14 protein-coding genes are annotated in these 24217 nt (G+C 73.7%); 9 read left to right on the top strand and 5 right to left on the bottom strand.

Going from position 1 to position 24217, the window contains the following annotated elements:
* Positions 1-315: 315 nt before the first annotated feature.
* Positions 316-1038 carry a class I SAM-dependent methyltransferase gene (locus WMF20_RS16250; RefSeq protein ID WP_437614652.1) on the top strand — a complete coding sequence of 241 codons (723 nt, stop codon included), beginning with the start codon at positions 316-318 and terminating at the stop codon, positions 1036-1038.
* Positions 1039-1174: 136 nt separating this feature from the next.
* On the top strand, positions 1175-2389 hold the full coding sequence (locus WMF20_RS16245) for a cytochrome P450 (RefSeq protein WP_437614650.1): 1215 nt from the start codon (positions 1175-1177) through the stop codon (positions 2387-2389).
* Positions 2390-2462: 73 nt separating this feature from the next.
* On the opposite strand, the gene WMF20_RS16240 is transcribed toward WMF20_RS16245, so the two are convergent.
* Positions 2463-4658, bottom strand: a complete 2196-nt coding sequence (locus tag WMF20_RS16240; RefSeq protein ID WP_437614648.1) for a PilZ domain-containing protein — start codon at positions 4656-4658, stop codon at positions 2463-2465.
* A 305-nt stretch (positions 4659-4963) separates the two neighbouring features.
* Here WMF20_RS16240 and WMF20_RS16235 point away from each other — a divergent pair, with 305 nt between their 5' ends.
* Positions 4964-5326: a hypothetical protein gene (locus WMF20_RS16235; protein WP_129575224.1), complete on the top strand. Its 363-nt coding sequence runs from the start codon at positions 4964-4966 to the stop codon at positions 5324-5326.
* Between the two features lie 7 nt (positions 5327-5333).
* Here the strand turns inward: WMF20_RS16235 and WMF20_RS16230 are convergent, their stop codons facing one another.
* Positions 5334-10475, bottom strand: a complete 5142-nt coding sequence (locus tag WMF20_RS16230) for an AAA family ATPase (protein WP_437614646.1) — start codon at positions 10473-10475, stop codon at positions 5334-5336.
* Positions 10476-10737: 262 nt separating this feature from the next.
* Here WMF20_RS16230 and WMF20_RS16225 point away from each other — a divergent pair, with 262 nt between their 5' ends.
* Both WMF20_RS16225 and WMF20_RS16220 read left to right on the top strand, forming a co-directional pair.
* Positions 10738-11379: an RNA polymerase sigma factor gene (locus tag WMF20_RS16225; protein ID WP_437614644.1), complete on the top strand. Its 642-nt coding sequence runs from the start codon at positions 10738-10740 to the stop codon at positions 11377-11379.
* The gene (locus tag WMF20_RS16220) at positions 11372-12784 is read left to right on the top strand and encodes a FecR domain-containing protein (protein WP_437614642.1); all 1413 of its coding nucleotides are present in this window, start codon (positions 11372-11374) and stop codon (positions 12782-12784) included. Before WMF20_RS16225 ends, WMF20_RS16220 begins: the two co-directional genes overlap by 8 nt.
* Before the next feature lie 175 nt (positions 12785-12959).
* On the opposite strand, the gene WMF20_RS16215 is transcribed toward WMF20_RS16220, so the two are convergent.
* Positions 12960-13700 carry a hypothetical protein gene (locus tag WMF20_RS16215; RefSeq protein WP_437614640.1) on the bottom strand — a complete coding sequence of 247 codons (741 nt, stop codon included), beginning with the start codon at positions 13698-13700 and terminating at the stop codon, positions 12960-12962.
* A 461-nt stretch (positions 13701-14161) separates the two neighbouring features.
* Between WMF20_RS16215 and WMF20_RS16210 the strand changes: the two genes are divergently transcribed.
* On the top strand, positions 14162-15295 hold the full coding sequence (locus tag WMF20_RS16210) for a hypothetical protein (protein ID WP_437614638.1): 1134 nt from the start codon (positions 14162-14164) through the stop codon (positions 15293-15295).
* A 212-nt stretch (positions 15296-15507) separates the two neighbouring features.
* A complete protein-coding gene (locus WMF20_RS16205; RefSeq protein WP_437614636.1) occupies positions 15508-16902 on the top strand; it encodes a hypothetical protein in 1395 nt (464 codons plus the stop codon).
* On the opposite strand, the gene WMF20_RS16200 is transcribed toward WMF20_RS16205, so the two are convergent.
* Both WMF20_RS16200 and WMF20_RS16195 read right to left on the bottom strand, forming a co-directional pair.
* A complete protein-coding gene (locus WMF20_RS16200; protein ID WP_437614634.1) occupies positions 16903-18033 on the bottom strand; it encodes an STAS domain-containing protein in 1131 nt (376 codons plus the stop codon).
* Between the two features lie 294 nt (positions 18034-18327).
* Positions 18328-19623, bottom strand: a complete 1296-nt coding sequence (locus tag WMF20_RS16195; RefSeq protein ID WP_437614632.1) for an expansin EXLX1 family cellulose-binding protein — start codon at positions 19621-19623, stop codon at positions 18328-18330.
* 422 nt (positions 19624-20045) lie between these two features.
* Between WMF20_RS16195 and WMF20_RS16190 the strand changes: the two genes are divergently transcribed.
* Both WMF20_RS16190 and WMF20_RS16185 read left to right on the top strand, forming a co-directional pair.
* Positions 20046-21491 (top strand): 3' terminal RNA ribose 2'-O-methyltransferase Hen1, encoded by a 1446-nt coding sequence (locus tag WMF20_RS16190; protein ID WP_437614630.1) that lies wholly within the window; start codon positions 20046-20048, stop codon positions 21489-21491.
* Positions 21488-24055, top strand: a complete 2568-nt coding sequence (locus WMF20_RS16185; protein ID WP_437614628.1) for a polynucleotide kinase-phosphatase — start codon at positions 21488-21490, stop codon at positions 24053-24055. The genes WMF20_RS16190 and WMF20_RS16185 overlap by 4 nt, the downstream gene beginning before the upstream one ends.
* Positions 24056-24217 lie beyond the last annotated feature (162 nt).

Below are 24217 nucleotides of genomic sequence, written 5' to 3'. Positions count from 1 at the left end.
GCCAGCACGGCAATGCCCCGGCGACGAAGTGAGCCGCTGCGCGACGCCCTGCGTTGTCGCGGCGCTCTTCGCGTCGCTTTCCTGCCATGGCACAGCGCCCGCGGTGCCATGGCACAATGCCTCGGTGCCATGGCACCGTGCCTGTCGCGCCGGCGCCGCGACTCGTCACGGGCGCGGCGACCGCGGCGGATTCAATCGTGCGGCGACGGGAATCGAATTTGCACTGTCAGCGATCGTGACCGCATGTTATGAGAGCGCCCGCGAGGACCCGACGCGCAGCGATCGAGCCGCCATGCTCGAAGGAACGGCCCGATCATGAACACGGCAGCACGCGACACGTCCCCGGCGCGGGGAGAAGGAAGACCGGCCTCGGACGCCTTCGGCTCATCCACCGAGAGGGCCCTGTGGAGGTTGTACGACCTCTGGGTGCCGACGATCGCCTCCGAGCATCTCTGGGGCTGTCCCTCGGAGAGGATCTTGGATCTTTACCGGCGATACACCTCCGCGGACCACCTCGAGGCGGGGGTCGGCAGCGGTTATTTCCTCGATCGGTGCGCGTTTCCCGTCGCCGATCCCTCGCTCACCCTGCTCGACGTGAACCGGAGCGCCATCGACGTGTCGCTCGATCGGCTGCGCAGGTACCGTGTCACCGGGCTCGTCGCGAGCCTCCTCGAGCCGCTCCCGCTCCCCGGGTCCGCCTTCGGGTCCGTGGGCATGAACTATGTCGTGCACTGCATCCCCGGGGCCCTGCGCGACAAGATGGACATCATCCTGGGACACCTCTTGCCCTGCATGAAGGACGGCGGCGTGCTGTTCGGGACGACGGTCCTCGGCAAAGGGGTCCGCCACAACGCGGCGGGCGGCCCGTTCGCCGCGGCGATGCAGCGCCTCGGGATCTTCAAGAACCAGGAGGACGATCTGCCTGGGCTGGAGGCGGCGCTGAAGCGGCACGTGTCGGACTACGCGATCGAGCCTGTCGGGCGAACGGCCGTGTTCATCGCCCGGAAGCGGGGCCGCGCCGAGAAGACGCCCGGTTGAGCAGCACCGGGAGGCGCGCCGCCGCGCCGGTCGAGGCGCGAGCGGCGACGTCGTCCACCTTCAGGGTCGCGATGTCCCCGCGGAGCTCTCCTCGGGAGACGGAGTGACTCCCACCCACGTGACGAGGAGACGGACTGTGGTCGATGCGACGGTGACCGAGTCGGACAATCTTCCCTTCCTGGACGTGCTGAGCCCGGAGTTCGTCCGCGACCCGGGGCCCATGCTGCGCGCGTGCCGGCGCGAGCACTGGATGGCGCGCAGCCCGATCGGCTTCGAGGTGCTGGGGTTCCCCGAGTCCGTGATGATGCTGCGCGACGAGCGGATCAGGCCCGGCTTCGACAAGCTGCTGGAGATCCTCGGCATCACCTCCGGCCCGGCGTACGAGCACATGTCCCAGCAGGTCGGCTCCCAGGAGGGCGACGCGCACCGGCGCATCCGCCGGCTGATCCAGCCCGCCTTCAGCATCGAGGCGATGGAGCGGCTGCGGGCTCCGGCGCGCCAGGTCGTGGACGCGCTGCTCGACGCCGTGGACGAGCGCGGCGCGGGCGACTTCGTCGCTCACGTCAGCGGTCTGTTCCCGGGCCGCCTGTTCTGCCGGCTCCTGAACGTCTCCGAGGACGACGCGGCGCCCCTCGCGCGGATGAACGGCTCGATCATGAAGATGTTCTGGATGAAGCCGGAATACCGGGGCGAGGTCGAGGCGGCCATCCACGAGCTCGGCGAGTACAGCCTCGCGCTCGTCGAGCGAAGGCGGCGCGAGCCGGGCGAGGACTTCGTCTCCGGGCTGATCCTGGCCGAGGAGCAAGGCGACCGGCTGAGCACGCAGGAGCTGATCGACCTGGTGAGGCTCACGCTCACCGCCGCCGTCGACAACGTGAACCACACCCTGAGCCTCATGGTGCTGCTGCTCGCCGAGCGCCCCGAGGCGTGGCAGCAGCTGCGCGCCCGCCCGGAGCTCATCCCCCGCGCCGTCGACGAGTGCATGCGCTACCGGCCCCGCGTCCTCCGGCTGACGCACTACGCCGCGCAGGACACCGTGCTGGGCGGGGTCCCGATCCCGGCGGGGAGCTGGGTGATGAGCGTCGTCGCCGAGGCGAGCCGGGACGAGCGCGTGTTCGACGACCCCGATCGCTTCGACATCACGCGCGAGCCGGTGCGCCCCAACCTGAACTTCGGCACCGGGCGGCACAACTGCATCGGCGCCTACCTCGCTCAGATCGAGCTGCAGGAGGCGCTCTCGGCGCTCGTCGAGCGCTGGGAGAGCATCGAGATCGCGGGGGAGGTGGTGCCCCAGGCGTCGAATCAGACGAACGGTGTGCTGGAGCTCCCGTTGCGCTGGAAGCGCGCCTGAGACAAGCGGCGCGCTGGAGCTCCCGCTGCGCTGGAGGCGCGCCCGAGGGGCGGGAGCTCCGGCCGGGCGCGCGTCAGCGCTCCCTGTCCTTCTTGTCGCTCTGCTTCTCGCCCTTCTTCTTCTTCTCGTCGGCGGCCTTCGCCTTCGCCTTCTCCTTCTTCGACTTCGACGCCACCTTCTTCGGCTCGTCGCGGCCGAGCGAGATCTCCAGGCGATCGCCGCGCGCCTTGGCCTTGTAGGCGGGCACGCCGTCCTTGAACTGCAGGGTGATCTCGGCGCCGTGCGGCGTGTTGACCACGCGCACCGACGCGATGCGCTTGTCCTTCTGGGCGAGGCCGCTGCCCGAGGACAGCGCGCGCCGGTCGGGCAGCGACACCGTGAAGCCCATCGCGCCGGCCGCGCCGTTCAGCTCCTTGATGGGGCCGTCCATCTTCAGCTTCAGCACGATGGGGCTCCGCACGGACCCGTGGCCCCACTCCTTCAGGCCCTCCCGCTCGTCCTCGTCCGCCTCCGCGTCGTCCTCGTCGCCGGGGCCGCCAGGCGCCGCGGCGGACCGCTCGAGCGGATCGCCGGCCTGGGCGCCCGGATCGGCGGGCGGCGTCGGCGGCACGGGCTCCGTCGTCGACAGCGGCGTCGCGCCGAACAGCGGGACGTTCGCCGTCAGCACGCCGCCCGGCGCGGCCGCCGTCGCCGCGGCCGCCGGCAGGGCGGGCGCGCCGGACGACGCCGGCAGCGCCGACGCGCTCGCGGCCCCCTCCGCGGGCGCGTCGCCGCCGCGCAGGCCGAGGAGGCGCGCGGCCCCGAACACCACGAGCACCGCCGCCAGCCCGAGGAAGCTCCCGGCCGCGGCCGCCTTCTTGTTGAAGCGCGGCGGCTCCGTCCCCTCGCCCGCCGCCTCTTCGGCCTCCTCGCGCACGAGCCGGCGCCCGCCGGACTTCAGCGCGCCGGCCGGCGGCGGCGCCGTCTTGCGGCGCGGGCCGCCGTCCTTGCCCGACCCGTCCTCGCCGGCCGCGCGCGCGGCGCGCCGCGCCTTGATCCGCGCCACCATGCCGGCCATCGCCGTGGCCGCGCGCGCCCCGGCGCCGGCGAGCGCCGGCCCGATCGTGCCCGCCACGGCCTTGCTCGCCATCGCGGCCTTCTCGCCGACGTCGCGCAGCCGGCTCGGCTGCGCGCCGGCCGCCTGCGCGGAGCCCGCCTCGTCCGACCCCTCCTGCGAAGGCGGCGGCGCCGCATCCTGCGCCGAGGCCGGCGCCGCGTCCGCCGCGGGCGCCTCCCGCGCCGAGAGCGCCGGCGGCGACACGTCGCCGTCGTGCTCGTCGTCGGCCGGGGCCGCCGCGCCGCCGCTCGCGCCCGCCGTCGCGCGCTCGCCCTGCGGATCGCGCGGCGGCGCCGACGACGCCCGCGCCGTCGCGCGCTCGCCCTGCGGATCGCGCGGCGGCGCCGACGACGCCCGCGCCGTCGCGCGCTCGCCCTGCGGCGCCGACGACGCCCGCGCGCCCTCGCCCGGCGGCGGCACCGACGGCGCCCGCGCGGGCGCCCCGGCGTCGAGCGCCGCCGCGGACCTCGCCGGGGGCAGCGTCTCGGACGACGCCCGCGGCCGCGACGCCCTGGCCGCGCGGGGCGCCTCGTAGCGAAGCGTGACCACGAGCTGCGGCACGCTCGTCGCCGGGTCGACCTCGACCTTCACGTGGTCGATGTACGCCTCGCGGCGCGTGCCCTGCTCGACCTCCTCCAGCTCGAGGGAGCGGCCCACCTTGAGGAACTCCAGGTTGGAGCCCACCTCGAGGTCGTCGAGCCCACCCGCGCGCACGCGCGCCTTCATGGGCGAGCCCAGCCCGTCGATGTGGAGCCGCACGCGCGCGCCGCGCTGCGCGGTCCCCTGCCCCGCGCCGGACGGGATCGTGAGCGCCGGCGCGGAGCCGGCGGCGCCGGCGTCCATCGACGAGCACATCGCGCGCACCGCCTCCTCCGCCTCCGGATCGAGGCCGGTGAAGCGCAGGCCGAACTCGCCGCCGCGCGCCTGCTCGGCGCGCCAGCAGACCTCGCCCTCGACGACGAGCTCCTTGCCGAGCCCGTCGAAGCGGCAGATCAGCGCGTCGCCGATCCGCGGCAGGTACGCCGTGCGCAGGCGCATCCCCTCGGGCGACATGTCGATCGACTCGGCCTCGAAGCCGCCGCCCGACGTCTCGCCGACCGCGACGAGCGCCTCGATGCGGACCCGCTGCCCGGCGCCGGCGCGCCGCTCGCCGCCCTCGCGATCCTTCTCCAAGGATTCCGGCGCCCTGCGAACGCCATCTCCGTCTGCGCCTCGAACGTTCATACGCCCATTCCTCCGCCTCGGCCGCGAGGCCGCGTCCGCGATCGCGGGACCTCCGCGGTGCAGAGGGCCCACTGGCCGGCAGTACGGCGTAAGCCCCGCGCTGGCCAAATTTTGGAGGCCGCGCGGCGCCGCGGGACGCGGGCGCGGCGTGGATTTTTGGAGGCCCCGCGGCGCCGCGGGACGTGGGTGCCGCGTGGATCCGGCCGCTCGCTTCGCCTGGCGCCCCAGGGGGCAAACGTGGGAAGCTCTGGGTAATGGGCAAGGACGAGCCGCCGCAGAAACACGACAAGCCCGCGCCGCCCGCGAATCAGGACGTCGTCTTCATCCACAGCCCCGTCGAGCAGGGCGAGGGCTTCCGCGTCATCCGGAGCCGGGAGGACCGGCTCGAGATCGGCGAGCTGCGGCCCACCGAGCACGGGCGCCCGCTGGCCGGAGAGCTCGTGAAGCTGACGCAGCGCTCCGAGCACGCCCGGCTCTTCGACGTGGAGGTGCTGCTCCCGGGGCCCCGCGGGGCCGACTCGCCCCGGTCGGGCCCCGCCCAGGTCGCGACCGACGCCTACCGCTCGAACTGGGAGGCGATCTTCGGCCACCGCGAGGAGAACAAGCTCGCCAACTGAACCGCGCTCAGGGGCGGCCGCCGGACGAGCGGCCCCCGAGCCGCGGCGCCTCGCCGGTCCTCCGGATCGCGTAGGCGATCCCGCGCTGGAGCGTCCCCTGGACGACGGTCCCGCCGAGATCGATGTCGAGGCCGACGAGCGTCTGCGACACGCGGGGGCCGATGCCGGTGATCACCGCCTCGGCGCCGAGCAGGCGCAGCGCGGCGGCGGTGCGCAGGAGCGTGGCCGCGACGCTGCTGTCCACGCCCCGCACGCCCGTGATGTCCAGGATGACGACCTGGGCCCCCGTCTCCGACACGCCGCGGAGCGCCGCGGCGAGCGCCTCGTCCGCGCGCTGCGCGTCCATCGTCCCGATGAGCGGCATCACCATGACGCGATTGGTGATCGGGATGAGCGGCGTCGACAGCTCCGCGAGCCGCTCGCGCTGCACGCGGATGAGGTCCTCCTGCAGGCCGGCGCGCTCCTGCTCGGCGCGCGCCCGCTCGGCGAGCTCCTCCTCGAGCCGCGCCATCGCCGACGAGAGCTCCGCGGTGCGGGCGGCGACGGCCGCCTCGAGCGCGTCGTTGGCGCGGCGGAGCTCGTCGCTCGCCGCCTGGACGCGCGCATAGAGCAGCGCGTTGTTCACGGCGATGGCGGCCTGCGCGGCGACGAGCTCGAGCACGTCGAGGCGGGCGGGCGAGAACACGTCGGGCGCGGCGTTGTTCTCCAGATAGAGGATGCCCGAGACCTCCCCCTGGCTCACCATGGGCAGCGCGAGCACCGATCGCGGCTTGCGCGCCGCGACGTAGGGATCGCCATCGAGCCGCGCGTCCTGCGCGGCGTCCGCCACGACGACGGCGCCCCCGGCGCTCATCGCGAGCTCGATCACCCGGGCGGCCGCGGCGCCGCTCTCGCGCACGGGCGTGGACGGGCCGACGCGCACCTCGCCCTCGTCCTCGACGACGGCCTCCACGCGCGGCCCGCCCTCGTGGTCCAGGATCAGCGCGCCCCGCTGGGCGCCGACGCTCTCGACGGCGAGCCGGAGCAGCCGCGCCATGACGCGGCCGAGGTCGATCTCGCGCGCCACCGCCTGCGCGGCGCGGATGAGCGCCGCCGCGTCGAGCAGCGCCACGCGCCGCGCGGCCATCTCCGTGGTCGACGAGGCGACCGAGGTCAGGTTCGACAGGAGGTCCGCGGACGCGGGCTGGCCCGCCGCCGCGCGGGGGAGCAGCTCGACGTAGGCCTCCTCCATCTGCCGCAGCTTGGCCGTGGCGCCCCAGCGCGCGTAGGCCTGGTAGGCCTCGACGAGGCACGACCGCGCGAGCCACGGCACGCGCCTCGAGGCGAGGAACCTGCCGCAGAGCTCGCTGACGAGCGCGCGGTAGCGCACGTACCCCGCCTGCTCCGCGGCGTCGCTCGCCTGCTGGTAGAGCTCGAGGATCGGCTCCAGCGCCTCCCCGGCGACGCGCGCGCGCTCCGCCCGGACGAGCAGCTCCAGGTGCCGGAGCTCGGGGCAATTCCGCGCGAGGACGGCGAGCTTGTCGTGGCTCGACGCGAGCATCTCGGCCAGCGCGCCGCCCTCCTCCCCGCTCGCCCGAGGGCCGAGCGCCAGGATGGTGAGGCAGGTGTAGAGCGGCAGATCGACGATGCCGATGTACTGGCCCGTCAGGGCGCGGGCCCGCTCGTGCGCGCGGCGCGCCATCCGGAGCGCGCCCTCGTGATCGCCGTAGAGGTACGCGAGCGCGAGCTTGTTCGTGTAGTAGAAGCCGGCGACGATCGCGAAGCCCACCGCCTCGAGCTTCGACACGAGGGCGTCCTCGTCGAAGCCGGCGTCGCTCAGCGTGCCGCGGTCCAGCGTGCGCCCCTCGAGGTTCTGGATCACCTGCCGCGCGACGGTCTGGACCGCCGTCGACAGCGCATCCTTCGTGCGGGAGGTGAAGCGCAGGAACCCGCCGACGTCCTCGCGCACGCGCCGGAGCTCGCCTTCCAGGCTGAGCTTCATCTGGGCGAGGATGTTGGAGGACGCCGACGCGAACATGAAGTCGCCGGTCTCCATCCCGGCGACCCGCGCCCGCTGGAGGACCTCGAGCGGCTCGCGCTGCGGCCTCGAGAGGTTCATGACGACCCCGTAGTTGAAGTCGAGCTTCGCCCTGATGGCATCGACCCGGTACCTGTCGTTCAGGGCGACGCCCATCCGCACGATCCTGTAGCCCTCGTGCGGCTGGCCCCAGAACGCGGCCAGGTAGAAGCCGTGGTACACGTACGCCACGCTGGCCATCGGCGAGCTCCCGTGCCGGAGCGACAGGTTCGCCATCCTGACGGCGAGGAGCTGGGCCAGCGGCGGGTTGAGGAAATACGCCGATGGCGAGCCGTAACCGAGCATCTCCACCACGACCCTGACGCGCGGATCGGCGAGCTCCGGGCCCGCGCCGACGTCCTCGCCCCGCCGGGCGGCGAAGCCGCGCTCGGCCTCGGCGAGCTCCGCGCGGAGCGCGGCGGCGAGCGCCTCGCCCTCGGTGGGCACCTCCATGCCGAAGAGGCGCAGGCCCTGGAGCGCCACCGCGAGCGTGTCCGCCCAGCGGTGCTGCGCGTTGTAGAGGACCATCCGCATGCAGTAAAGGCGCGCGCGCTCCACGTCCGAGGCGGCGCGCTCGAGGAGGGCGTCGAAGAGCGCCTCCGCCTCGTCGCAGCGGCCGCTCAGGTGCGCGCACTCGGCCTTCGCGGCATGGATGTCGAAGACGTCGAAGGCGAGGCCCGGCTCGCCGGCCCACGGATCCGGGCCGAGCGCGGACACCGCGGCGCTCAGGTAGCCGAACGCGGCGTCATACGCGGTCGCCGCCTGCGCGCGCCGCCCCGCGGCCAGGTTGAGCCGCACGAGCTCGCCGCGCTCCGCCGCGCCCTCGATCAGGGCCGCCGCGACGTTCAGGTGGCCGACGACGACGAACAGCTCCTCGTCGCTCGGGTCCTCGCCGAGGCTCGCCGCGAGCAGCCGGCCGATGCGGTGGTGCAGCCGCTTCCGCTCCGGCTCGTCGATGAGCGCGTACGCCGCCTGCTGGACGCGATCGTGCAGGAACCGATACGAGACGCGGAACGAGGGGTCCTCGAGCAGCCTGCCCGCGACCGCCGCGTCGCCGGCGTGGACGAAGCGGTACTCGGGATCGAGGGGCACGATAAGGCCCTCCCGCAGGGCGTCCCAGAGCGCCGCGGCCACCTCGCCCGGGGGCTGCTCGGCGACGAGCGCGAGCGTCCTGAGGTCGAAGCGGTGGCCAACGCAGGCGGCGAGCCGGATGGCGCGCTGCGCGCCGGGCGCGAGCCGCCGGATCTTCGCGGACATCAGCTCGACGACGCCCTCCGCGCCCTCCGCGCTCCGGGCGCGCTCGAGGCTCCACGCCCACGCCCCCGCGGCCGGATCGAAGCGCACGATCCCCTCGCCGGCGAGCGCGTGCAGGAGCTGGTGGATGAAGAACGGGTTGCCCGCGGTCCTCTCCAGGATCAGCGCCGCGAAGGCGTCCGTGTCCTCGAGGCGGCAGCGCAGGGCGTCGGCGAGGAGCCGGCGGATGTCCTCGATCTCGAGCGGCCCGAGCCACACATCGGAGGCGGGCGCGTTCGCCGCCCGCAGGTCGCGGACGAGCCTCGCCAGCGGGTGGGCGTCGTCGACCTCCTGGTCGCGGTAAGCGCCGATCACGAGCATCCCGCGGCCGTCGGGATCGGTCATCAGGAGCTCGAGGAGCTTCAGCGAGGCCGGGTCGGCCCACTGGAGGTCGTCGATGAAGAGCACGAGGAGGTGCTCCTCCGTGACGGCGCGGACGAAGGTCTGGAACGCGAGGCTGAAGCGGTTCTTCGACTCGTTCGGCCCGAGCGGCTGCACGGCGGGCTGGGGTCCGACGACGCGCTCGATCTCGGGGATCAGGTCGACGACGACCTGCCCGATCGAGCCGAGCGCGGCGCTCAGCCGGGCCTTCCAGCGCGCCACGGGCTCCTCGCCCTCCGACAGCATGCGCTCGCACAGCTCGCCGAACGCCTGCGCGATGGCCGCGTAAGGGGTGCGCTGCTTGAGCTGGCCGAACTTCCCCGACACGAAGTACCCGGGCCGCCGCGCGAGCACCTTGTAGACCTCGCGGACGAGGGCGGACTTGCCGACGCCGGCGTGGCCGGAGATGAGCAAGAGCTCGACGGCGCCGGCCGCCGCGCGCTCGCACGCGGCCACGACTGCCTGCGTCTCGGCCTCGCGCCCGTAGAGCTTCTCCGGCAGCCAGAGCCGGCCGCCCGCGTCGCGCCCGCCGAGCGGGAAAGGATCGACGCGGCCGTCGGCCTCGTACCTCCGGAGGCACTCCTCGAGATCGGCTCGCAGCGCCTCGGCGCACGGATACCGATCCTCGGCGGCCTTGGAGAGGAGCTTCATGACGAGATCGGAGACGACGCGCGGGATCTCGGCCGACGCTGCGTGCGGCGGCGTCGGCGTCCTGGCCAGGTGGCAGTGAACGAGCTCCATGGCGCTCGGCGCTGTGAACGGGGGAGCGCCCGTGAGCATCTCGTAGAGGGTGACGCCAAGGGAGTAGAGGTCCGTCCGGCAGTCGAGGCTGCGGTTCATCCAGCCCGTCTGCTCGGGCGACATGTACGCCAGGGTCCCCTCCGCGGCGTCCGGGCTCTCGGCCCGCGGCGCCTCCTGCGACAGGCGCGTTGCGATCCCGAAGTCGGAGAGCTTGACCACCAGCGGATCGAGGCGGACGAGGATGTTGTGCGGCTTGACGTCCTTGTGAATGACGCCCGCGTGGTGCAGCGACGCGAGGGCGTCCGCGACGTGGATGCCGATCCGCAGGGTCGTGGCCAGGCTGAGCCTGTTGCTCCGCAGGACGATGTCGAGCGACGCGCCGCCGAAGTCCTCCAGGACCAGCACGGGCCCCCCGTCGCTCTCCTCGACGTCGAGGATACGGAGGACGCCCGGGTGCGCGATCTCGCGCGTGATCACCACCTCGTGACGGAGCCTCGCGATCGCGCGCGGCGACGCCCGCCCGGCGCTCGGTCCTTTCATCACGACGGGCTGCCCGTCCGACACGCGGCGCGCGCGGCGCACGGTGATCATGGTCCCCTGGTGGAGGATGGCCTCCGCGGCGTAGCCCTGCGGCGGGCTCGCTGATCCGGTGGCATGAGCCGCGCCAAGTGTCGTCATGCATACAGGGTACAGCTGATACGGAAGCTACCGTGACGGCGTTCGACGTCGCGTCGGGGGCCGCCGTGGCCGAAATCAATGATTCCGCGCACATCCAATCGATGTTCCTTCTCGTTCCTTGTCGGGAGCTCCTCCGGTGCGCGGGCGTGCCGAATGTTGAGCCGCGGCGGACCTCTGGAGAACACTGCTGGACGTGATCCCAGGCCGTCGGTCGACCGTCCCGCCCTTGACAGCGGTCGCGCCCTCCCCGCACAGGGGGAGCGTGCAGGCGCTACCGCTGTCCGCGACCGACGACGTGGCGCTGGCGCGCGCCGCCGCGCAGGGGCACCCGGGCGCCGCGCCGATCGTGTGGCAGCGGTTCGCGCCGCTCGTGCGCCGGATCCTGAAGCGCACCCTCGGCCCGGGCGACGAGGTCGACGACCACGTGCAGGACACGTTCCTGCGCTTCTTCCGCGTGGCGAAGGACCTGCGCGATCCATCGCTGCTCTCGAGCTTCATCGTCGGCATCGCGGTGCGCGTGGCGCGCGCCGAGCTGCGGCGCCGGCGCCTGCGTCGCTGGCTCCAGCTGTCGCCCTCGGGCGAGCTCCCGGACGTCGGCGGCGCGCAGCAGGATCCGCAGGGGCGCGCGGCGCTCGCGCGGCTCTACGGCATCCTCGACCAGGTGGACGACCGCTCGCGGACGCTCTTCGTCCTGCGGTTCATCGAGGGGCTCGAGCTCACCGAGATCGCCGCCGCGCTCGGGTGCTCCCTGGCCACGACGAAGCGCCACCTCGCGCGCGCGTCCCACCGGATCCTCACCGCCGCGCAGCGCGATCCCGCGCTCTCGGCCTACCTCACGAAGGCCCCGCAAGCGCTCGATCAGCCCGGGAGCCTCCTTGCCTGCGGAGGAGAGCACGATGAATGACGCGGAGAAGTTGAGCCGGCTCGCCGATCTCGCGCGGGAGGGCATCGCCGCCGACGTCGACGCGGCGCACGACGCCGCCGAGCGCGCCCGCTTCGTGGAGGCGGTGAGCCGCGGGGCCGCCCAGCGGCGCGGCGGCGCCCTGGGCTGGGTCGCGAGCCGCGTGACAGCCCTGAGCCGCGTCGACGCGTGGCTCCGCTTCCTCGGCCTCTCGCCCGCGCACGCGGGGCGCGCGCGCTGGGGCCTCGCGCTCGCCGGCGCGGCGGCGCTCGCGGTCGCGCTCGTCGCGCTCTGGCCGGCGCGGCGGCTCGACTACACGGTCGAGGGCGCGCCCGGCGCCGCGGGCGGCTACATCGCCGCGACGATCGAGGAGGCCCGGCTCCGCTTCACGGACGGCACCACCGTCGCGCTCTCGCCGGGCAGCGCGCTGCGCGTGGCGGAGGTCGACGCGGCCGGGGCGCGCATGCTGCTCGAGGACGGCCGGGCGTCGCTGCGCGTGACGCGACGGCCGAAGGCGCGCTGGTCGGTCGAGGCGGGGCCGTTCGCGGTGCTGGTCACCGGCACGGCCTTCGACGTGTCGTGGACGCGCGGCGACGGCACCCTGCGCGTCGATCTGCGCGAGGGGAGCGTGACCGTGCGCGGTCCGCTCGCGCCCGAAGGGCTGCCGCTCCGCGCCGGGCAGCGGCTCGTGGCGCGGATGCGCGAGGGCGACGTGCAGATCTCGAGCGTCGACGCGGCCGGCGCGGTGGGCAGCGCGGCGGGGCCGGCCGAGCGGGCGCCGTCGTCCGCGGGCGCGGCGCCGCCCGGAGGAGAGAGGAACACCGGGCCCGGCGACGTCGATGGCGACGCCGGGGCCGCACGGCCGGAGGGCTCGCGGGCTGAGGGGGCGCCCGCGGGCCCTCCGCCGGACGGTTCGGCGGCGGCGGCGCCCTCCGGCGCCGTCGCGGGGCCGAGCTGGGCGAAGCGCGTGGCGGCGGGGGATTTCCGGTCGGTCCTGGCCGAGGCGGAGCAGCGCGGCCTCGGCGGCGTGCTCGAGCACGGCTCGCTCGACGACCTGGTGGCGCTGGCGGACGCGGCGCGGTACGCGCGGCGCGGCGACGTCGCGCAGCGCGCGCTGACGGCGACGCGCAAGCGGTTCCCCGGCACGAGCCACGGGAAGGCGGCGGCCTTCCTGCTCGGGCGCATGGTCGACGACGGCGGCTCGCCCGGTGCGGCGGTGGCCTGGTACGACGCGTACCTCGCCGAGTCGCCGGGGGGCCCGTTCGCCGCCGAGGCGCTCGGCCGCAAGATGGTCGCCGTCGAGCGCACGGCCGGCCGGGCGGCGGCGCGGCCTGTCGCGGAGCTCTACCTGAAGCGCCACCCGCGCGGCGCGCACGCGCCCGTGGCGCACGACCTCGTGGAGCCGTGACGCGCGGCAGGTGACGCCGGCGGCGGCCGGGGCTGCCAGCGGTCAGCCCCGAAACCCCTAGAAATGAAGCACAGAGGCGCAGAGGACACAGAGGAACAACGAAATTCCTCTGTGCCCTCCGTGCCTCTGTGATTCCAATCTCCTCATCCTCGCGCGTTCCAAGCCGATCGGCGCCCTAGACGCCGTAGAACGCATAGAAACTTTGAATCGGCGCCTCAACGGTCAGGACGGGAAACGGAAAGCAGTCGCCCAGACCAGCGATCGATCGACGCTCGGCGATGGCGTCCAGAAATGTTCGCGCCATCGTCGCCTTCACGCCGCCTCCGTAATCCAGGAACTGGCCCCACAACGGCATGGATCGATAGAGGCCGTGGACCGCGCGGGCCGATGCGGCATAGTCGGGCGGGAAGAGCCTTCGGTAGGCGTTGAGGTTGTACAACCACGAGACTCCCGCGACGACGAGCTCCCGCGCAAACTCAGACTTGATCTGAGCAAATAGCTCCGTCAGCTCGGCGCGTCGCTGTCCATACCGCGCGGCCGAGAGCGGCGAGCACCCTTCGGGGTCGACGTTGCGGAAGTGCAATCGAACCACGTCGCTGTCGAGTACGGCATATGAAAAGCAGCCAACGGTCGCGAGGACAGCCGGCGACGTGTTCGCCTCTGCGTCCATCAGGTAGTAACGATAGGTCCACTCACGAGCGTCCGCCGCGGTCTTCAGTCCAGCCACGTAGGCGCGCCACAGCTCATGCTCGCTGTCGAAGTCGCGTCCGAGACCGAACCGAACATACAGGTTCGTATACTTGAGCAGGGCCAGCTCCAGAGGGATCCCGGACAGCGCTGCGGCTGTCTCTGCGAACGTGAGCTGGAGATCGAAGAATTCTCTCGCGAAGATCGTCCGACCGTCACGCGACGCCACGTTGAGCTCCCGCGAGGGCGCCATCCCAGCGTCGAGCCTGCGACGCTTTCATCGGGCGTGCAAGTCCACGCATGGGTCGCCCATCGCTGGCATCGAGACCTCCTCGGATCCCGGCTTCCGCCGTTCGGAGGCTCGCGGTCCGATGCGTCCGGGAGGGCCACCGCGCCGGCGCCGGCCGCGGCATCGGCGGCGCGCTGGGCGCGCACGGCGGTGCGGTGATCGCGGAGGGGGGAGCAGGCGGAGCGCTGCGTACCTGGCCTCCGGCCCTGCCCGCAGCGTGCCATCGTCGATCCGTCCTGGGACGGACGTGGCGGGCGCAGGTCGGGCCGCTCCGAGCGCGCGATTCTCCTTGGAAATCGTCGGAAACCGCGGCTCGCGGCGCGCGAGCGCCCCTCGTTCGGGGTCGCTTGGAGCCGTGATGCGTCTCCGCGTGCCGGCTGCGATCTGATAAGCCCTGGCGTGTGCGCTCCTTCACCCTCCTGGCCTCGCTCCTGCTCGCCCCGGCGCTCGCCCCCGCGCGGGCGGCGGCGGCGCCGCCTGCGCCGTCGCAGGGGGCCGAGGCGGCCGCCTCGCGGGTCGTGATCGTCGAGGCCGACGCGGACGACCCGCTGGTCCGCGAGGCCGCCACGCGGCTCCGGGCCGAGCTCGGCGCGGCGGGGTTCGAGGTGGTGCGCGTCCCGGGACGGCGCGAGGGCGACACGCGCGCCGCGCTGGAGCGCGCCGCGCTGGACGAGGGCGCGTTCGCGGCCGCGGCGATCTTCCGCTCCCGGGCGGGCGCGACGGCGGACCTCTGGATCGTCGACCGGGTGACGCAGAAGACGGTCGTGCGCACGGTGGAGGTGTCCGGCGCCGCGGCGCCCTCGGTGATGGCCGTGCGCGCCGTGGAGCTCCTGCAGGCGAGCCTGCTGGAGGCGAGCCTGCTCTCGTCGCGCGCGCCGCCCGAGGGCGCGGCGGGCGGCGCGCGCGCCGCCGTCCCCGAGGACGTACAGCGGTGGATGGCGCCGGTGCGGCGGCAGGCCGGCGCCGATCCGGCGCCGGCGGCGGAGCGGCCCGGGCTGCTCGCGGGCTTCGGCGTGGAGGCCGGGCTCGCGGCGCTCCTCGGCGCGGGCGGCATCGGGCCGGCGCTCGGTCCGGCGCTGCGGCTGTCGTATGGCGCCGGCGCCGGCGGGGGCGCGCTGCCGGCGGGGCTCGCGGCGCGGCTGACGTTCGCGGGGCCGGCGCTCGGGCCGGCGCTCGAGGGCGCGCTCGGCGCGGTGTCGGTCCGCCAGGAGATCGCTCTCTTGGAGGCCGTGTGGGCGCCGGAGACGGGCGCCGCGATCTCGCCCGTGCTCTCGGCCGGCGTGGGCGGGGTCCACCTGTTCATCGCCGGCGATCCCCTGCCGCCGCTCCGGAGCGCCACGGGCGAGGTCTGGTCGATCGCCGCGAGCCTCGGCGGGGGCGCCGGGCTGCGCCTCACCGACCGCGCGGCGCTCCTGCTCGACGCGCACGCGATCTTCGCCGAGCCTCGCGCCGTCGTGACGCTGGGGGGCGAGCGGCTCGGCACGGCGGGCAGGCCGACGTTCGCGGGGTTTCTGGGGCTGCTCGTGCGGCTCTGAGCCAGGGCCGCCGCGCAGGCGCCCATCCGGAGACCCGAGGCCGCCGCACACGGCCCCTCCGCCGCACAAATCATCTGTCGCAGCCCCCCTTGTCGATGTTGGAGCAGCGCCGATTCCGTTACTGTCTCGAGATCGGTCGAGGGCGCGCCCGCTGCGGGCCGGGCCTCCTGGCGCGGGAGACATCGATGAAAACGCGAACGATTTCGGCGACTTTGCTCACCACGCTCGCCCTTTCGACAGGGTTCCTCGGTTGCTCTGACGACGCGGACGACGGCGCGGGAGGGAGCTCGACGAGCGCGAGCACCGTTTCCGGGAGCGCCAGCTCGGGCGTGGGCGGCGACGGCGGCTCCGGCGCCGACGGGGGCAGCGGCAACGGCGACGGCGGCAATGGGGGCAGCGGCAACGGCGACGGCGGCGGAAGCGGCGACGGGGGCGACGGCGGCAGCGGCAGCGGCGGCGGCGGCGGCAGCGGCGACGGCGGCAGCGGCGGATACGGCGACGGGGGGCTCGGCGACCGGTGCGAGGTGGACGCCGACTGCGGCCCGAGCGGCATTTGCCTCTCCGCCACGGGCAATGAGTTCTTCGGCGGAGGCCCGGCGGGCGGGTACTGCACGACGTCGTGCGCTGCCGACGGCGATTGCGAGGGCGAGGGCAGCGCGTGCGTCGAAGGCATCTGTCTTCTGGGGTGCCCCCTGGGAGAGCCCCCGCTCGTCACGATCACCGACGAGCTCGATCCGGGGAAGTGCCGCGGCCGCGAGGATCTTCGCTGCGAAAGCATCGGTGACGTATCGGTGTGCATGCCGAGCTGCGGCATGGACAGCCAGTGCGCCGGCCGCGCGTGCGACCCCCGGATCAACCTCTGCGTCGACGAGCCGACGACGGGACTGCCAGCGGGCTCACCCTGCGAGGTCGGGGACGAGGGCACCGATCCCTGCGCGGGGTGGTGCGTCAACTTCGGCCCGGGGCTCGATGCCTGCGCCGGCCTGTGCGCGCTCGGCGGGGACGTCGCGAACGAGGACTGTGGAGGGCTGCGGAGCGGGATGTGCATCTACGCGATCGACAAGGATCCCGGCATCGGCGACACCGGTATCTGCGCCAAGGCGTGCACGACTCACGGCGACTGCCTGATGCCGCGCGCCTCGTGCACGTTCGTGGGGCTGGAGAGCAACGGCTTCTGCATCTTCGGACCGACGAAGTGCCCGCGCGGCCAGAGGGATTGCAGGAGAGCAGGCGAGGTCTGCACCCAGACGCCGGATGGCCCGCTGTGCCTCAATGAGAGATACCCGCTGGACGATGCGGGCGCTGGCGGTGCGGGCGGCGCCGGCGGCACGGAGGGCGCTGGCGGCGCTGGCGGTGCGGCTGGCGCAGGCGGCGCTGGCGGTGCGGGCGGCGCTGGCGGCGCCGGTGGGGCGGGCGGCGCTGGTGGGGCGGGCGGCGCTGGCGGCGCCGGTGGGGCGGGCGGCGCCGGTGGTGCGGCTGGCGCCGGCGGCACGGAGAGCACTGGCGGCGCAGGCGGCGTCGGTGGCGCAGGCGAGGCCGGTGGCGCAGGCGGCGCAGGCGGCGCCGGTGGGGCAGCTGGCGCAGGCGGCGCCGGCGCTCGCCCGTGACTACCTCCCGCCGCCGCCGCCGCCGGCGGGCGCGCCCGCCAGCGATCGAAGGCACATCCGCAGCCCCTCGCGGACGTTCCGCAGCGTGACCACGGCGGCCATGTCGAGGCCGAGCGACGTGATCAGCGCCGCCACCGCCGGGCGCACCCCGGTGATGACCCCCTTGGCGCCGAGCAGCTCGACCGCGCGGACGATCCGGATCACGTGGTCGGCCGTCGCCTCATCCATGCCGTCGACCCCGGTCATATCGAGGATCGCATAGCGGGCGCCGGTCCGGACGATCGCGTCGAGCAGCTCCTCCGTGATCACCCCGGCCCGCACGCCGTCGAGCGTGCCGATCAAGGGGAGCGCCAGCACGCCGTCCCACACCTGGATGATCGGCGTGGCGAGCGCGCGCAGCTCGCGCTGCTGCCGCTCGATGAGCGACAGCTTCTCGCGCAGCTCCTGCTCGGTCCTCTGGAGCTCCTCGGCGATGCGGGCCCGCTCCTCCACCTCGCGCTTGAGCTTGAGCAGCGCGATCGCTAGATCCGCCTTCGTCGCCCGCTCCTCGTCGAGCAGGCGGTTCAGCCGCTCCTCCAGGGTGATCGTGGCGGGGCGCACCGTGAACTCGTCGTGGGGATCGCCCCGCGCCGCGAACGACGTTTGCTCGACCTCGCACTCCTGACCGAACAGCCTCGTGCAATATCCGGCCAGCTTGCCCGCCATCATGCTGCTCCCCCAGCAGACGTCGAGCTCCTTCTGATAGAGCGCCTCCCACCCGTTCATCACGCGGAAGCGCGCCTCCTTCCGCGCTCGGTCGATGGAGACCACCTGCCACAGGCCCCAGCCCGCGGTGGCCGCCCCGATGCCGAGCGCCCTGAAGCCCTCCTCGAACGTCGGATAGCCGGAGAGGAACGTCCAGTCGTCATCGACGCTGAGCCGACCGCCGCTCTCCACGGCCAGGTTGAAGCGCTCGGTCCCCGCCATCCGCTGGAAGCCGGACATGAGCCCGAGCACGCTGCTCGGCACGAACATGGATACCGACGGGACGCCGGCCCAGGTGCACTGCCCGCGCGCGACGTCCCACTCGATCGGCATCCCCCCGACGTCGATGCGGATCTTCTCGTCCAGAAGCTGAGAGCTTGTGCTCATAAATTCTCCGAATCCACGAGCTCACCCGCCCGCCTGCCGCAGTGTACCGGCTCAGCCCGGCGCGCGTCGCCCTCGACGGGCGAGCCGCGATAGGCCCCGATCCGGCCAAGACGGCAGTCCAGGGCTCACGCGGGAGCGCACGTCCGTGACGGCCTCCTCGGGAGGTGAGGCCAAAGCAGCGGTGGATGGATCCCCTCGCCGGGGTCGGCGCGAATCACGGCGGCTCCGGCGGGGCAGCGGGCGCCGCGCGCCGGAGCGTGGATGTGAAGATCGGGCGCGGTGATGGGATGGGGCTCACTCGCACGTCGAGAACTGGGCCGACGCGGTCTGCTCGGCCGTGCTGACCTGGACCGTGGCCTCGATCGCCTCGCCGAAGACGTCGGTCACGCGCACGCGCCACGGCCCAGGCTTCATGCTGCCGTCGCCGACACGCCAGTAGTTGTAGTCCCGCCGCGTGGCCGCCTTCCACACCCCGTCGAGCTGGACCTCGACCTTGTCGATCGGGTTGCGGTGGCCCTGCACCCGGAACTCGTTCCACCAGTTGTTCTGCTCCTTCAGCGAGATGGAGAGGTTCCCCGTGACCGGGCACGGGACGAACTTCCACGAGATCTTGCCCTTCGCCCCGCCGTTGCCGGTCCCGAGATAGCCCTCCTCGGCCGACCCGATCTGCAGGAAGGCGTCCTTGCTCAGATCGATGTGCCCGGCCGTGCACTTCGGGTTGCTGCCGGTCGGACATTGATCGACGACCGTCGCCACGACCTTGCGCCCGTCGTCGCGGCTCACCTCCACGCAGGCCCCGCACGCGGCCGCGGTGTCGTAATCGGCCGTGTTCAGCGCCGCGAAATACCGCCCTCCGCCGGTCGCCACGTGCGCAACCCTGTCCGGGTTGCTCCCGAGCACCGGAAAGCTGCAGTTCACCGCGCCGGAGCCGAGCGTGTACCACGTCGCCGATCCGTTGCCGTTCTCGTAGCTCGGGAGCGGCATCGAGCAGGTGCCGCCGCTCCCGTCGCCGCCCGAGCCGCCGGCGCCGCTCGTCGCGCCCCCGCCGCTCCCGCCGCTCCCGCCGCTCCCGCCGCTCCCCCCGGCCCCGCCCGCGCCGGTCGTGACCCCCGAGCCGGTCGTGCCGCCGGAGCTCGTCGTCGCGCCGGAGCCGGTCGCGCCGGTCTGGGTCATGGACACCATCACCGGCTGGTAGTCGCCCCCGGTCGCGGTCGCGCAGAACCCGAAGCTCGTCGCGCCTCCCACCGGGATCGGCCCGCGCCCGGAAGGAGGGGTCACCGTCAGGAGCGAGCCGCTCCGGCTGGACTGGGCCTCCCACAGGTTGCTCAGGGTCGACTGCCTGAGATCGATGACGACGGTCCACGACGTCACCGGCGTGCTCCCCTCGTTCACCACGTTCACGTTCGCGCAATAGCCGCTGCCCCAGTCGGACGATCTCGTCAGCGCCGCGACCCCGAGCCCGTCGGTCGTCACCACGGCGCTGGTGAGGTCGTCCGCGGCCTCCTCGCCGGGCACCTCGGCGGTGCACGCGGCGGCGAAGAGGCCAGAGAGAGACAGAGCAACAGCGGTTCGATAAGCCAGAGATCGCATCCTAAGTCTCCACGTCTTGGGCGCGCCGAGAGGGCGCGACCGGCAACACCTCCATTAATGCAGATTCATGAGCTCGCCATCGCTCGAGCTCACAGAAACGTCATTTTGATAGACAAGCACCCTGAAATGATCTCCCACGATCGAAGAAATCCGCCGTCCCATCGAAGATTTCAACTCAGGCACAAGCATCCACACAGGCGCCGATTCCCCACATCACTCCCCACGAGCGCCCCTGTCACCACCGGCCCCCCCTCGAGCGATCGACTCCAGCCAACCCGAGCTGGCCTGTCGGTCTCGCGCCGGCGCGCCATCGTCGAGCATCGCGCTTTCGCGGCGGGGATCCCTCCTCTGCGACCCGGAGCTCCGCGCGCCGGGCGCGCGGCTGTCGCGAGTCGCTCGGCTCCCGTAGACTGCGGCGCCCGATGCTCCTCACGCTCACCACCACGCACCGGCCGGCGACCGATCTCGGCTACCTGCTCGTCAAGAACCCGGCGCACACGCAGTCGTTCGCGCTCTCGTTCGGCAAGGCGCACGTGTTCTATCCGGAGGCGACCGAGGAGCGGTGCACAGCGGCGCTCCTGCTCGACGTCGACCCCGTGGACCTCGTGCGCGGGCGCGGCGCCGGCGAGCCGGGGACGCTCGCCCAGTACGTCAACGACCGGCCCTATGCCGCCTCGTCGTTCCTCTCCGTGGCCATCGCGCAGGTCTTCGGCTCGGCGCTCGGCGGCAAGTGCCGCGACCGCCCGGAGCTCGCCGACGCGCCGCTCCCCCTCTCCGCCACCCTCTCGGCGCTGCCGTGCCGCGGCGGCGAGGCGCTGCTCCGGCGGCTCTTCGAGCCGCTCGGCTACGAGGTCGCGGCCGAGCGCCTCCCGCTCGACGAGGCGTTCCCGGACTGGGGCCAGAGCGTCTACCTGCGCGTCTCGCTCGCGAGGACGTGCCGCCTCCGGGAGCTGCTCGCGCACCTCTACGTGCTCGTGCCCGTGCTCGACGACAAGAAGCACTACTACGTGGGCGACGCCGAGGTCGACAACCTCCTCGCCAAGGGCGATGGCTGGCTCGCGGAGCACCCCGAGCGCGAGGCGATCGCGCTCCGCTACCTCAAGCACAGCCGGCCGCTCTTCCGCGCGGCGCTCGCCCGGCTCGTGGCCGACGAGGAGGCGAGCCCCGAGGAGGCCGAGGACGACAAGGCCGCGCCCGAGGACAGGGCCGAGGCGCGGATGAGCCTCGACGAGGAGCGGCGCGCGGCGGTCGTCGCGGCGCTCCGCCGCGCCGAGGCGAGGAGCGTGCTCGACCTCGGCTGCGGCGAGGGCAAGCTGCTGAAGCGCCTCGTCGACGAGCGCGTCTTCGAGCGCGTCGCCGGCGCCGACGTCTCGATGCGCAGCCTCGAGATCGCCAAGGACCGGCTCCGCCTCGACGACCTCCCCGACAAGCAGCGGCGGCGGATCCTGCTCTTCCAGGCGTCGGTCACGTACCGCGACGCCCGCTTCTCGGGCTACGACGCCATCACCCTGATCGAGGTCATCGAGCACGTCGACCCCCCGCGGCTCGGCGCGCTCACCCGCGCCGTCTTCGAGCACGCGCGGCCGCGCGTCGCCGTCGTGACCACGCCGAACGCCGAGTACAACGTGCGGTTCGAGGGGCTCCCGGCCGGCGCGCTCCGCCACGGCGACCACCGCTTCGAGTGGACGCGCGCCGAGTTCCACGCCTTCTGCGCCGGGGTCGCGGGCGCGCACGGCTACGCCGTCGAGCACCTGCCCATCGGCCCGATGGATCCGTCGCTCGGCGCGCCGACGCAGATGGCGATCTTCACGCGCGCGGCCGGAGAGGGCGGCGGCGCCGGGGCGCAGGCGGAGGAGGACGCGTCGTGAGCGAGCCGAAGCCGCTGGTCGTCCCCGCCCTATCGCTGGTCGTGCTCGTCGGCGCCTCCGGCTCCGGCAAGAGCACGTTCGCGCGGGCGCACTTCAAGCCGACCGAGATCCTCTCGTCCGACCACTACCGCGGCGTCGTGTCCGACGACGAGAACGACCAGGCCGCCAGCGCCGACGCGTTCGAGGTCCTGCGCTTCATCGCGGGCAAGCGGCTCGCGGCGGGGCGGCTCACCGTCGTCGACGCGACCAACGTGCAGCCCGACGCGCGCAGGCCGCTCGTGGCGCTCGCGCGCGAGCACCACGTGCTGCCGGTCGCCATCGTGCTCGACCTGCCCGAGAAGCTCTGCCACGCGCGCAACGCCGGCCGCCCGGACCGGCAGTTCGGCCCGCACGTCGTGCGCGGCCAGAGCCGCGAGCTCCGCCGCTCGCTCAAGGATCTCCGGCGCGAGGGCTTCCGCTACGTGCACGTGCTCTCCTCGCCCGAGGAGGTCGCCGCCGCCACCATCGAGCGGCAGCGCCTGTGGACCGATCGCCGCGACGAGCACGGGCCGTTCGACATCATCGGCGACGTCCACGGCTGCTTCGACGAGCTCGTCGAGCTGCTCGAGGCGCTCGGCTACCGCCTGGAGGGGCTGCCGGACGCGCCGCGGGCGTCGCACCCCGAGGGCCGTCGCGCGATCTTCCTCGGCGACCTCGTGGACCGCGGGCCCCGCTCGCCCGACGTGCTGCGCCTCGCGATGGCGATGGTGGCGTCGGGCGCGGCGCTCTGCGTGCCCGGCAACCACGACGTGAAGCTGCTCAAGAAGCTGCGCGGCCGCGACGTGCGGCCGACCCACGGCCTCGAGCTGACGCTCGCGCAGCTCGAGGTGGAGACGGACGAGTTCAAGGCCAAGGCGGCGGATTTCATCGACGGCCTCGTCAGCCATTACGTGCTCGACGACGGCAACCTCGCGGTCGCGCACGCGGGCGTGAAGGAGGCGTTCCAGGGCCGCGGCTCGGGGGCGGTGCGCGAGTTCTGCCTGTACGGCGAGACCACGGGCGAGACCGACGAGTACGGCCTGCCCGTGCGGTACAACTGGGCCTCGGAGTACCGCGGCAAGGCGATGGTGGTCTACGGCCACACGCCGACGACCGTGGCCGAGTGGGAGAACCGCACCCTCTGCATCGACACGGGGTGCGTGTTCGGCGGCGCGCTCACGGCGCTCCGCTACCCGGAGCGCGAGCTCGTCGAGGTCAAGGCGCGCCGGGTGTACTACGAGCCGCAGAAGCCGCTCGCGCCGCGCGGTGGCGAACCGAAGGCCGACGCGCGGGGGCCGGCGGACGACGCGCTCGACATCGACGACGTCCGGGGCCGACGCGCGATCCGGACGCGGGTGCACGGCATGGTGACGATCCGCGAGGAGAACGCCGCGGCGGCGCTCGAGGCGATGAGCCGCTTCGCCGTGGATCCGCGCTGGCTCATCTACCTGCCGCCGACCATGTCGCCGAGCGAGACGGCGAAGGACGGGGGCCTGCTCGAGCACCCGCGCGAGGCGTTCGCGTACTTCCGGCAGAACGGCGTGGGGCGCGTCGTGTGCGAGGAGAAGCACATGGGGTCGCGCGCGGTGCTCGTCGTGTGCCGCGACGAGGCCGCGCGGAGGCGGCGGTTCCGCGTCGACGGCGGGCCGCTCGGCGTGTGCGTCACGCGCACGGGCAGGCCGTTCTTCGCGGACGAGGCGCGGAGCCGGGAGCTCATCGACCGGGTGCGCGCCGCGCTGGACCGCGCGGATCTCTGGGCCGAGCTCCGCACCGACTGGGTCTGCCTCGACGCGGAGCTCCTGCCCTGGTCCGCGAAGGCGCAGGACCTCTTGCGCGGGCAGTACGCCGCCGTGGGCGCGTCAGGCCGCGCGTCGCTCGACGCCGCGGTCCGGGCGCTCGAGATGGCGGCGGCGCGCGACGAGAGCGCGCGGCCCTTGCTCGAGCGCCACGCGGCCCGGAAGGCGGCGATGGACGGGTACGTGGCGGCCTACCGGCGCTACTGCTGGCCGGTGCGGTCGCTCGCCGATCTCCGGCTCGCGCCGTTCCACCTGCTCGCGAGCGAGGGCGCGGTGCACGCCTCGCGGGATCACGGCTTCCACCTGCGGCAGCTCGCGCGGCTCTGCGAGGTCGATCCGGCGTTCTTCGTGCCGACCCCGCACCGCGTCGTCGACCTCTCGGATCCGGCGAGCGAGGCGCAGGCGGTGGCCTTCTGGACGGAGATGGTCGAGCGCGGCGGCGAGGGGATGGTGGTCAAGTCGTGGGAGTGGGTGGTGCGCGGGCCGAGAGGGCTCGTCCAGCCGGCGATCAAGTGCCGCGGGCCGGAGTACCTGCGCATCATCTACGGCCCGGAGTACCTGATGCCGCAGCACCTCGCGCGGCTGCGCCACCGCAGCGTCTCCGCGAAGCGCGCGCTGGCGCTGCGGGAGTACGCGCTCGGGCTGGAGGCGCTCCACCGCTTCGTGGAGGGCGAGCCGCTCTACCGCGTGCACGAGTGCGTGTTCGGGGTGCTCGCGCTGGAGAGCGAGCCCATCGATCCTCGGCTGTGACCGAGGGCGGGAGAGCAAGCCAGAGGGCGATCGAGGTGGTGTCGAGCCGGCAGATCGCCCCGCGGCCGGGCTGCGTCTTTTGGATCGGGGATGCTGCGGGAGAGCCCCCGAGTCTGCGGCGTCACAACGCTTCGTTGGCCGGCCACATGGCCGGCCCTGGCC

It is taken from the genome of Sorangium sp. So ce834, from assembly GCF_051521425.1.
Classification (GTDB): domain Bacteria; phylum Myxococcota_A; class Polyangia; order Polyangiales; family Polyangiaceae; genus Sorangium; species Sorangium cellulosum_D.
Note: the sequence above shows the minus strand (reverse complement) of the source record. Positions and strands in the feature narration are given on the sequence as shown.

Excerpts from the sequence above, each read along its gene's own strand:
- WMF20_RS16200 (WP_437614634.1), bottom strand. The coding sequence starts at position 18,033 with ATGAGCACAAGCTCTCAGCTTCTGGACGAGAAGATCCGCATCGACGTC.
- WMF20_RS16190 (WP_437614630.1), top strand. The coding sequence starts at position 20,046 with ATGCTCCTCACGCTCACCACCACGCACCGGCCGGCGACCGATCTCGGC.
- WMF20_RS16195 (WP_437614632.1), bottom strand. The coding sequence starts at position 19,623 with ATGCGATCTCTGGCTTATCGAACCGCTGTTGCTCTGTCTCTCTCTGGC.
- WMF20_RS16220 (WP_437614642.1), top strand. The coding sequence starts at position 11,372 with ATGAATGACGCGGAGAAGTTGAGCCGGCTCGCCGATCTCGCGCGGGAG.
- WMF20_RS16250 (WP_437614652.1), top strand. The coding sequence starts at position 316 with ATGAACACGGCAGCACGCGACACGTCCCCGGCGCGGGGAGAAGGAAGA.
- WMF20_RS16230 (WP_437614646.1), bottom strand. The coding sequence starts at position 10,475 with ATGACGACACTTGGCGCGGCTCATGCCACCGGATCAGCGAGCCCGCCG.
- WMF20_RS16235 (WP_129575224.1), top strand. The coding sequence starts at position 4,964 with ATGGGCAAGGACGAGCCGCCGCAGAAACACGACAAGCCCGCGCCGCCC.